Genomic DNA, 11,576 nt, shown 5'->3' on the forward strand with positions numbered 1-11,576 from the left:
CCTATAAGGAATTGAAACCACAAAATAGCCAACGAGGTGGGATACCCTGTGGAATAGTTACTAGACTACCTATAAGGAATTGAAACTATTTCCCATCATTGAATACTTTTTTCTTTTTCCTCGCGTTACTAGACTACCTATAAGGAATTGAAACCTAAAAGAGCTAAAAACAAAGCTAAATTTAAGCTTTGTTACTAGACTACCTATAAGGAATTGAAACATTCTAAAACTTTTCATATTCATCCCTCCTAATTTGTTACTAGACTACCTATAAGGAATTGAAACCTAGAAAAATCAAGAATATGTATAGCGATAAGGAAGTGTTACTAGACTACCTATAAGGAATTGAAACTCATAATGTAATCTAACAAAAGAAAATGGATCTGCTGCGTTACTAGACTACCTATAAGGAATTGAAACTTTGCCCATTGAAAGGATCATATATCAAGGGGAACTGAGTTACTAGACTACCTATAAGGAATTGAAACTTAGTTCGTCTACTCTTTTTTCTGTTAATCCAGATTGTTACTAGACTACCTATAAGGAATTGAAACACTTTATCCCACTGTACCATGTCATGCACAGTGGCTAGGTTACTAGACTACCTATAAGGAATTGAAACCATACTTGTAATCTTTTCTTTGTTTTTTTCCTTATGTTACTAGACTACCTATAAGGAATTGAAACCCTTTTGATTTTACGTACTTTCTAACGTCAAGATACTTGTTACTAAAGTACCTATGAGGAACTTAAAATCAATTTTTAATTGTGAATTGTGAATTTAAAAGTAAAAATTTAAAATCCAAATGTAGTTTACTGTATTTAGAACCTACCAATAAAATCCTTGTCAACAAAATATAACCATATTAGACAAAGGATTTTATTTTTTTATGTAGAAAATTATTAATAATAGTAATTAATGAAAAATTTTATATAATGTTATTTAAAATTAAAAAAAGGAGGTGGGCAGATGTCTCAAAATTATCAAATCGCCCTTGCTGCTTTAGTACATGATATTGGAAAAATAATGCAAAGAGCAAAAGAAAAAATTAAAAGTAGTCTAAAGGGACAGGAAAATGTATTTTGCAAATATACAAATAATTATTACAGTTATAAACATTCATTGTATACTGTACAGTTTATAGAAGATTATTTAAATAATATCTTAGCTGAAGAATACCTAAAGGTTTCAGCTAAACATCATGTCCCAGAAACAGAACTAGAAAAAATTGTAGCTAGGGCTGATAGACTTTCTGCTGGTTTAGACAGGCGAGAGTATGAGGACATAAATAATGAAGAATCAAAAAGGTACAATTATATTAACACTAGACTGTACTCTATATTTAGCAATATAAATATAGGAAAAGATTATAAATCTTCAAATTATTTTTATGATTTATTTCCTTTGGAGGTCTCTGAAAAAATATTTCCCCAAAAAGAACAATATAAAAAGAGAGATACAAATGAATCTGTGAATGAATATAGAAATATACTTAATAAGATATATGAAGAATTTCAAGAAATAGATTTTAGTAACTCAGTTGAAGAAATATACAATACTATACATGGAATACTTGAAAAATATACAACATTTATACCTTCCTCAACAATAAATTATCCTGATATTAGCTTGTTTGACCATTTAAAAACTACAGCAGCTATAGCTACTTGTTTATATGAAGTACATAAGTCAAAAGAGAAAGTAGACAATGAATTTATACTTCTAGAAGGTGATGTATCTGGGATACAAAATTTTATTTATAGAATAGTTGAAGGTGAGGAAACTAAAAAGAATATTGCTAAAAGCTTAAGGGGAAGATCAGCTTATGTAAATGTTCTAATAGATTTCATAAGTAAATATATAGTTAAGAAATTAAATTTAACAATATCAAATGTTTTATACTGTGGTGGAGGAAAATTTCAGTTACTACTGCCCAATACCCAAAAAGTAAAAGAAAAAATTGAAGAGATAGAAAAAGAAATACAATTTTATCTGTACGATAAATATAAAACAAAAATAGGTTTAGTACTAGCATATATTGAAATAGGAGAAAAAGAACTAAAAAATTATGCTGATTGTATAATCAAACTTACAGACAAAATGAATAATGCTAAAAATAAAAAATTTATTAATATAATAAACTTTGAAAAAGATAATTTCTTTATAAAAACAAAGAAGATGAAAAACTTATGTAAATATTGTCATGTAAATGAAGTTAAGTATGGAACAGATATATGTAAAGAGTGTGATACTCATATAGAACTAGGTGGTAACCTAGTAAAAGATAGAATTAAATATGTAGTTTATGATTTTCAAGACCAAATTACCAAATCTGATATATGTGTTGAATTTGGAAAACTAGGTAAAGTTCATTTTTTTAGAGAATTACCTAAAGAGGTTCAAGGATATTTAATAGAAAATATTAATAATACAGGAAATATAGGAAGAATAAAATTTATAGGTAATATAGTACCACTTGATGAAAGTAAAGTGGCATCATTTAATACTATAGCTGAGTTATCTGAAGGTGACAGTAAAATTGGAGTATTAAAGATGGATATAGATAACTTGGGAACTATTTTTTCAAGGGGACTATCGGGTGAAAATAGGAGCATATCTAGAATTTCAACTTTAAGTAGAATGATAGACTTATTTTTCTCAGGTTATATAAACAAGATTTGCCAAGAATTATTCGAAAAATATAAGACTCAATTAAAAGAAAAAAGAATAGACCTTGATAACATTTTCTACATAAACTATTCAGGTGGCGATGATTTGCTTTTAATTGGACCATGGGATTGGACATTAAAATTAGCTTTAGAAATAAACAGGAAATTAGAACAATTTGTTTGCAAAAACCCTAACATTACTCTATCTGCTGGAATATATATATGTGATTCAAAAACTCCGATAAGAATAACTTCAGAAGATGCAGAAAACTATTTAGAGCTAGCAAAAAGTTCAGAAGGAAAAAATTCTGTTTGTGTTTTTGGAGAGATACTAAATTGGTATGGAGATAATAGTCTGGAAAAATCGATAAAAGAGGCAGAAAATTATAAGAAATGGCTTGAGAATAAACATATTTCAAGAGGGCTTGTCTATAACATAATGATAGCAAGTAAAAATTTTAATAAGGAAAATAGACCTGATTTAGATATAATTCCGAGAATAGCGTACTCACTGTCAAGGAATATAACCGATAAAGACATAAAGAATTATCTATTTAAAAAGCTAATTACTTCAGATATTGAAGACTCAGAATTAGACTTCATTAAGGTTCCACTTATAATTACTCTTATGAAAACTAGAAAAACTAAGGAGGCGTAGATATGTCTAGGTATAATAGGGGTAGAAATAAAAATTATAGAAATCCTCTAAGTCAATTAATAAAAGAGATACAAAAAGCAAAATCCCTAAAAGAGGTTTTTGTTCCTGAAAAATATGCCCTTCCAGATGGTTGGGCCTTTAAGACAGCAAATACTTTAATAGGTAGTAATGCGATGAATACCAATCAAATTAGAAAAATATTTGGTGAACTTAAATCTATAGAAGAAAAATTAAAAAGAGAGAAAGATTTAGATAAATGTAAAAATGATATCTTATTAATAATGCCACAAGTTGCTTATGCGTTAGGAAGAAGAGTAGTTAGTAAGAATTTTTATGATTTGATGAAAGAATGTATTAATCTTAATAAAATAAAAGAACCAGAGGATTTTATAGCTTTTGTAAAATTCTTTACAGCTGTAGTAGCATATTCAAGTGTTGTTAAATCAAAATAATGTAGAGGAGGATATGAGAAATGTTAAAAAAATATATAATTAAATATAGATTATTATGTGAAACCGGTATAAGAATAGGCGCTAGTAATAATTCCTTTGATATAGGAGGAATTGATAATCCAGTTATAAAAAATCCCTTAACAGGTGAACCTTATATTCCTGGCTCGTCCCTTAAAGGAAAGATGAGAAGTCTTTTAGAATGGTTTGAATATCCAGAAGCTGTTATAAAAAATGAGGGAAAGGTTTTAAATGATAGTAACTATGATGTGTGTAAAATTTTTGGTTTAGCACCATCAAGTGATAAAAACACAGATGAAAATGTTAAAGTAACCAGGGTAATTGTAAGAGATGCCTTTTTAACAGATGAAAGTAAGAAGAAACTACAAGAAGAATTGGGAAATAATATTTTTACTGAAATTAAAGCAGAAAACAGCATAAATAGATTAACATCAAGGGCTAATCCTAGGTTTTTTGAGAGAGTGCCTAAGGGAGCTGAATTTGAAGGGGAGATTATTTTTACAGTTTACAAAGAAGAAGATGAAAAGCTACTAAATAAATTGTATGTAGCTATGAAATTATTAGAAGATAATTATTTAGGTGGAAGTGGTTCAAGAGGCTCAGGTGAAGTTAAGTTTATAAAGATTAAAGAAATTATAAGAGATAGAGAATATTATTTTGGTAGAAAAGAAGAAGAAACAAGGGACATCAACTTGAATGAAATAACAGTAGAATAGGGGGGATACAATGAATACATATATGGTAAAATTAAACCCCTATGGCAGTATTACAAGATTTCCTGATTCTCAAACATTGTTTGGTAGTATATGTTGGGCTATAAGGGATATGTATGGGGAAGATGTATTGGAAGACATTCTGGAGAATTTTTATGAACATGAAAATCGATTTGTAGTTTCTTCTGTATTTCCACGGGGACTTATAAGTATTCCTATGGAAGTATGGACAACAGTGGAAGAAACTAATAATTTGTTAGATAGTATAAAAGGTGATAAAAGTAAAATTATAAAAAGGGCAAAATTATTAAAGAAGGCCAAGTATATGACATTAGAAGTGTTTAGATGTTACATGAAAGGTAGCTTTAATAAAAAAGATATGTATCAGAGTATATTACTAGGTGACGGAAAAGGAAAGTACAAACTTATAGAGAACATTTTGGCTTTTTCTGATGAAAAGGTTAGTAAAGTTTCATATAAAGTTGATAAGGGTAAGAGAAATAAAATAAATAGAAAATCTGGTTCTACTGAAGAAGGAAATTTGTATTATTACAATAGAACTTTTCTAGACAAAAATGCAGAGCTATACTTTTTCATAAAAACTAACAACATAGAATTTTTTGAACCAATATTTAGATATCTATCAGATTCAGGGATAGGATCAGACAAAAGTATTGGTGCTAATAGTTACAAAGTAGAGTTAGGAAATAAATTTACATATGAAAAAAACATATATGAGAGCATATTATTTTCTAAATATATACCCTATTATGATGAAATAGATTGGGATAATAGTTATTTTAAAATTGAGTTTGGTAGTTATAAGGTAGAATCTAGGTTTAAATTTATGGGACAAGATATTTTTAAAAATGAAGTAGGATATTTAACAGAAGGTTCTAAAATTATGCTTAAAGCTAATAAAGAAATATATGGTCAACTTCCCATAGTTAAAATATTAAATGGCAAAAAAATTAGACATAATGGATTAGGATTCTTTTTATAAGGCAGGTGAAGAGCTTGGAATATAGAATAGAAGTATTATCACCTATACATATTGGTAGTAGTAAATCCTATAGACCGATTGATTATATAGAAAAGGAAGAAGAAGTACTAATTTTCGACGAAAAAGATGTGTTGTCTAATATAAAAGAAAGCCATATGCTTAATAGCCAATTGTTGAGGGGAATAGGATACACTGGTAAACGAGCTGAATATTATAAAAATTTAGATCATTTTATTCATAAGGGGATAATTGATAATAGTATACTGGATAAAGTTAAAGTAAGAGCAATAAAAAAGATTGATGACTTAAAAGCTAAAGAAATTAAAGGAACTATGAGAAATATACAAGGAACATATATACCGGGAGGAACATTAAAAGGAATAGTAAGAACGGCAGTATTCTATCATTACGTAAAAAATAAAGGAATTGATTTTATTAAAAAAGGAATAGAAGAGATAAAAAGAAATAGGAAAGTTAAAGATATTGAAGATTGTATAATAGGTAAGTTTAAAAAGAATATATTAAAGGATCCTTTTAGATTCTTAAGAATTAGAGATGTAAATATTAAAGGGGATGTGGCTGTTTATCAGGAAAATATATTTAATATTAAATCCTACTTTCTATCAGATATTATTGAAGTTATGTGTGAAGGAAGCTATTCAGAAAAGTTTAAGTTTAAAACAACTCTTAAAAAGGAAATTGCTAACAAATTAGATTTAGATAATGAATTAACATCATATTTAAATGAAAAAAATATATTAAAAGCTTTATACGAGTATTCAAAAGATATAATTGAGGATGAAATAAACTATTTTAGTAAAAATAAGGCAAAATTATTTAATAATAGTGAAATACTTAAAGAATTAGAAAAGTATAAAGATTTAAATAAACAAGAAAGTCCTATAATAAGAATTGGTAAAAGTACTGGATTTAAATCACATACACTAGGGTTAGCTGTAAAACAGTTAGATAAAGATTTTTATAATAGAGAGTTTATAAAGTTTATAAGACCACCTAAATATGATAAGCGATATGAATTCCCTAAAACTAGAAAATTCGTAGGATTATCAATTGCTCCAAAACTTTTGGGATTTGCAATAGTTAAGAAGGCTGATTAGCATGAAAATTAAAAGGTTTGAAGTAATATTAGAGTTTAAGGATAAAATAAAATTTATAGAAGATCCTGAACTTGCTTTTTATAAAATGATTTTCAGGAGACTAAAAAATATAGTATGTATAACTCCAACAACAGAATGTAGTAGATGTTCATACTTAAAGAAATGTGTCTATTATTATCTTTCAGGGAATAACTTTTTTGATATAGAGACAATACCAGTAGTAATAAAGAAACCTCTAATTTCAAAAAAAATATATAATTCAGGAGAAAAATTAAATTTAAAATACATTTTTCTAGGAAAAAGCACAGCACATATGGATTTTTTTTCATTCATAATAAAAGAGTTTGAAACTAGAGGAATTTTTAGAGAAAGGTATAGGTTTTTTATTAGACGTCTTAAGTATGATAATATAGAACAGATTAATGGGGAAGGTATAAAAGGTTTTAATATTATTACTCCTATTGATTATAGAAAAAATATATTTAAAGAAGAATTTAATAAAATTTCACGTTTAAATGAACAACATAAAATAACAAATAATACAATAGAATATAAAGATTATAAATACGAGAGTTTTCTAAGAGATTTCCAGTTTAAAAACAATATATATTTAGTAGGGAACAAGATAAAGTATAGAGGAAGAGTAGGAAGGATATATTTTGAAAATAAAATAGTAATTGATAATTTTTTAAATCTCTTAAAGATTGTCGGATTGGGTAGCTTATATAGTTTGGGAGGAGGAAATTTTGAATTTATTGGTAATAATGTCACATGACCTTACAGACTTTCAAATTTATGAAGCAAAAACTAAACTAGGAATAAAGAAAGTGAAAACTTTACCACAAAACCTTCAAAAAATATGGGGCAATATAAACCCTGAAGGGAAACTACCAAAAGATATATTAGTGGAAATTGTGAACTGGATAGAAGAAAACTCTAATGAAAAGGATTATGTACTTGTTCAAGGGGATTTTGGAGCAACCTACTATATAGTAGATTATTGTTTTAAAAAGAATAGAATTCCAATTTATGCTACATCTAAAAGAGATGTAGAAGAAAAAGTAATTGGTAACAAAGTAGTTACCAATAGAGTATTTAAACATGTCAATTTTAGAAGATACGAAAAGTTTAAAGATTAGTAGAAAAAAAGTCGTCGACCTCCAGTAGTGCAAAAACCCCTGGGGATCGACGACTTTTTGTTTTTGGAGATAAAAGTAGATGTAATATAGTGTTTTGAAGGGATTGAAGGGTATTCATATGGAAGAATATTATAGAAAAAAGTGGTAAAAACTAAATTGACAAAAAATAGTAAACCTGATAAAATCAATATATGTAATGGGTTACTAGAGTACCTATGAGGAATTGAAACTATTACAAAGTAAGGGATGAAGATAAGGCAACAGAGTTACTAGAGTACCTATGAGGAATTGAAACAGTAATAGAGAGGACATAAAGGAAATGAAAGACAATCAGTTACTAGAGTACCTATGAGGAATTGAAACGAATCCAGTAACATCTTTTATTTCATAACTATCAGCTTCGTTACTAGAGTACCTATGAGGAATTGAAACGAAACATAACAACCTATCTCTTTAATTGTAGTTGTAGGTTACTAGAGTACCTATGAGGAATTGAAACTCTAATCTATTGGCAATTGAATGATAATTAATATCTTGTTACTAGAGTACCTATGAGGAATTGAAACTTGTGGAGGTCGGCGACTTTGTCATTGAAGCAAATGTTACTAGAGTACCTATGAGGAATTGAAACTATTCTTCCCATGTTTCAGAGCTGAAGAAGTTCTTTCTGTTACTAGAGTACCTATGAGGAATTGAAACATAGTAGAAAAAAGAATGCCTCCAACAAGATTAGTTAGTTACTAGAGTACCTATGAGGAATTGAAACTAATTATTTATTATCCTTTGCCCTACTTTCTTTGCTAGTTACTAGAGTACCTATGAGGAATTGAAACTTAAGACCCTGTATTCTTTCCTTCCAACCACTAGATAAAGTTACTAGAGTACCTATGAGGAATTGAAACCTGTAATGCTTCGGTATAATACACTGCCCTGCTCTTTGTTACTAGAGTACCTATGAGGAATTGAAACTGTGTCAACCAATGATAAAAGCGACTTTTAGCACGGTTACTAGAGTACCTATGAGGAATTGAAACGATTTCTCGCTGAGGCAGTAGCAGACCCGCTAAACTGTTACTAGAGTACCTATGAGGAATTGAAACTATTGTATGATTATTGGACAAGAGAGCCACGTTTTAAGTTACTAGAGTACCTATGAGGAATTGAAACAATTAAAATGGTCAATCTTTGGACATCCTTTATTTGGTTACTAGAGTACCTATGAGGAATTGAAACGGAGTTCCAGTTGCATTGACTAGAGATAAAGATATTTAGTTACTAGAGTACCTATGAGGAATTGAAACTAGGAAAACCATATACTCCGCCGAAAACTGAGATAGAGTTACTAGAGTACCTATGAGGAATTGAAACATTTCATTGAATAATCAATTGCCTTTAATCCCCCATCGTTACTAGACTACCTATGAGGAATTGAAACTCAGCCCATTTTTTATCAGTACAATAATTTTTATTAATGTTACTAGACTACCTATGAGGAATTGAAACTATTCCACATTCAAAATTTTTCCCATTGTTCCACGTGAGTTACTAGACTACCTATGAGGAATTGAAACTTTGTTCTCTTAATTGTTATAGCCATGCTAATGCCACCGTTACTAGACTACCTATGAGGAATTGAAACTTAGAAGGAATGGCAGGTGGATTTTTGACAGAATGTTTGTTACTAGACTACCTATGAGGAATTGAAACGCCTCTTGCCAGTCCGACACAGAAAACAAATCATAATTGCCTGTGCCGACTTGATTATTATCTTCATAAAGGTTACTAGACTACCTATGAGGAATTGAAACTTTGTATGCTGCTTGTATGGTGGTTTTTATACATCCAGTTACTAGACTACCTATGAGGAATTGAAACTAACCCATAAAAACTAATGATTCATTTAATCCATTTACGTTACTAGACTACCTATGAGGAATTGAAACGATTTTTTTAATTTTCTTTGTTATTACTATTATATGCAGTTACTAGACTACCTATGAGGAATTGAAACTCAGTATTACAAAGAAATTTGAAAGAAGGGATAAAAGTTACTAGACTACCTATGAGGAATTGAAACTTTTCTGTTATAAATTCTTTTATTATTTTAAAATCCATGTTACTAGACTACCTATGAGGAATTGAAACACAGAAATGCAAAATGAACTTGCAGGAACAACGCTAATTTATCAGTTAGCAGAGCCTAGTTACTAGACTACCTATGAGGAATTGAAACTATAGCTATCACTAGGATTATGACTGTTGCATTGGCACGGTTACTAGACTACCTATGAGGAATTGAAACGAGGGCTGGAGAAAGAACTTCTTCCAGTCTGAAACATGTTACTAGACTACCTATGAGGAATTGAAACGAATAACTATATTTTTCATAATTATCAACTCCTTTTATTTGTTACTAGACTACCTATGAGGAATTGAAACGATGTTACACAAACTGCTGAACAACTTGTAGAAAATAGTTACTAGACTACCTATGAGGAATTGAAACCCATATTAGAAACTACGCCTATTGCATGTGAAAAACCGTTACTAGACTACCTATGAGGAATTGAAACAAAAGAAAACCATTTTTCAAAAACCCTAAAGATAACCCGTTACTAGACTACCTATGAGGAATTGAAACATTAGTGAATTTTCTATTTCTGGCATTTTTTCAATTAGTTACTAGACTACCTATGAGGAATTGAAACTTGCTTCTAGCCCTCTAACAAGATATGCGACAGGTGATAGTTACTAGACTACCTATGAGGAATTGAAACAACCACAAAGGAACACAAGTAACTCAAGATCATTATATACGTTACTAGACTACCTATGAGGAATTGAAACACATCATCAAAAATATCTCCTGTTTCGATAATGCTAAGTTACTAGAGTACCTATGAGGAATTGAAACTATATAGTCTTATTTCCCTTTCTATTATATATAGTGGGTTACTAGAGTACCTATGAGGAATTGAAACTAAAAATCTTCTGCTCTCATTGTTACTAGCCATGGGTTACTAGAGTACCTATGAGGAATTGAAACGTGGATACATATTTTTTCATTTTATTTTTTTCTTCTTTGTTACTAGAGTACCTATGAGGAACTTAAATCAATTTTAAATTGAGAACTGTGAATTCTAAATTAGAAGAGGAAAAAGGTTAGCCTAAAGTAAAGATAATTCAACATTTAAAATTTAAAATTAATAATTCAAATGCAGTTTGCTGTATTTGTAAGCTACCTATGAAGGAACTTAAGAAATTGAAAACTGGAAATGTAAAATGGAAAATAGAAGAAAATGAGTACATAGGAAATATCTTAACAAGCAATTTTAAATTTTAAACTTTAGATTTTACATTATAATAGGGCTAATTATAATAATTAATCTTAATAGTTACTGATGGATAGATAATCCATCAGTTTTTTATGTGCGCCGGGCATGCGTAACAACTAGGTGGTGAAAGTCCACTGTGGGGGCTGACCATGCCAACCACTAGCCGAAGGCTGTCCATCGTGAGGTGGAATCTGAAGGAAGCTGAAGGCAAAATCCTGGTCCGAGGTACACGAATCACATTGGAGGCTGTATAAACTGGGTGAGTTTGCATAACAAAACAAAGCCCTAAATGGTCCGAAAGTTTATGCAGTAAATGTGGCGGATATATGGGAGGAAAGTAGTTACGCTTACCCCGGGAGGTCTCAAGGATAAGTCATTAAGATGTATTTCGAAATGACAACCTATATAGTGATGTATAGCTGAACCTTGAGAAGTCAGCAGAGGTCATAGTACCTGTCTAAGCCTAGGAT

At 29.7% G+C, this 11,576-nt stretch carries 7 protein-coding genes and 2 CRISPR repeat arrays (1 of these 9 running past the window's edge); all 7 genes read left to right on the forward strand.

Annotation, left to right across the window (positions count from 1 at the left end; translation table 11 throughout):
- Positions 1-755: a CRISPR direct-repeat array (repeat unit 30 nt; unit sequence GTTACTAGACTACCTATAAGGAATTGAAAC); it begins 1,833 nt to the left of the window's first position.
- A 215-nt stretch (positions 756-970) separates the two neighbouring features.
- The 7 genes from cas10 to csx20 are packed head-to-tail and all read left to right on the forward strand — an operon-like array spanning position 971 to position 7,771.
- Positions 971-3,328, forward strand: coding sequence for a type III-A CRISPR-associated protein Cas10/Csm1 (cas10, locus tag BET03_RS09545; protein ID WP_120169734.1), 2,358 nt, complete (start codon positions 971-973; stop codon positions 3,326-3,328).
- A 2-nt stretch (positions 3,329-3,330) separates the two neighbouring features.
- Positions 3,331-3,780, forward strand: a complete 450-nt coding sequence (gene csm2, locus BET03_RS09550; protein WP_120169736.1) for a type III-A CRISPR-associated protein Csm2 — start codon at positions 3,331-3,333, stop codon at positions 3,778-3,780.
- A gap of 20 nt (positions 3,781-3,800) precedes the next feature.
- On the forward strand, positions 3,801-4,514 hold the full coding sequence (csm3, locus tag BET03_RS09555) for a type III-A CRISPR-associated RAMP protein Csm3 (RefSeq protein ID WP_120169738.1): 714 nt from the start codon (positions 3,801-3,803) through the stop codon (positions 4,512-4,514).
- 10 nt (positions 4,515-4,524) lie between these two features.
- Positions 4,525-5,514, forward strand: a complete 990-nt coding sequence (gene csm4 / locus BET03_RS09560) for a type III-A CRISPR-associated RAMP protein Csm4 (protein ID WP_120169740.1) — start codon at positions 4,525-4,527, stop codon at positions 5,512-5,514.
- A 14-nt stretch (positions 5,515-5,528) separates the two neighbouring features.
- Complete coding sequence (gene csm5 / locus BET03_RS09565) at positions 5,529-6,632, forward strand: type III-A CRISPR-associated RAMP protein Csm5 (RefSeq protein WP_183108814.1); 1,104 nt, start codon at positions 5,529-5,531, stop codon at positions 6,630-6,632.
- A 1-nt stretch (position 6,633) separates the two neighbouring features.
- Positions 6,634-7,407, forward strand: coding sequence for a hypothetical protein (locus tag BET03_RS09570; RefSeq protein ID WP_120169744.1), 774 nt, complete (start codon positions 6,634-6,636; stop codon positions 7,405-7,407).
- Positions 7,379-7,771, forward strand: a complete 393-nt coding sequence (gene csx20 / locus BET03_RS09575) for a CRISPR-associated protein Csx20 (RefSeq protein ID WP_183108815.1) — start codon at positions 7,379-7,381, stop codon at positions 7,769-7,771. The genes BET03_RS09570 and csx20 overlap by 29 nt, the downstream gene beginning before the upstream one ends.
- A gap of 200 nt (positions 7,772-7,971) precedes the next feature.
- Positions 7,972-10,885: direct repeats of the CRISPR family, unit length 30 nt; unit sequence GTTACTAGAGTACCTATGAGGAATTGAAAC.
- Positions 10,886-11,576 lie beyond the last annotated feature (691 nt).

The sequence above is a fragment of the Thermohalobacter berrensis genome, from assembly GCF_003609645.1.
GTDB lineage: Bacteria > Bacillota > Clostridia > Tissierellales > Thermohalobacteraceae > Thermohalobacter > Thermohalobacter berrensis.

Bases quoted from the DNA above. Each gene is read 5' to 3' on its own strand.
- cas10 (WP_120169734.1), top strand. From the start codon at position 971: ATGTCTCAAAATTATCAAATCGCCCTTGCTGCTTTAGTACATGATATT.
- csm2 (WP_120169736.1), top strand. From the start codon at position 3,331: ATGTCTAGGTATAATAGGGGTAGAAATAAAAATTATAGAAATCCTCTA.
- csm3 (WP_120169738.1), top strand. From the start codon at position 3,801: ATGTTAAAAAAATATATAATTAAATATAGATTATTATGTGAAACCGGT.
- csm4 (WP_120169740.1), top strand. From the start codon at position 4,525: ATGAATACATATATGGTAAAATTAAACCCCTATGGCAGTATTACAAGA.
- BET03_RS09570 (WP_120169744.1), top strand. From the start codon at position 6,634: ATGAAAATTAAAAGGTTTGAAGTAATATTAGAGTTTAAGGATAAAATA.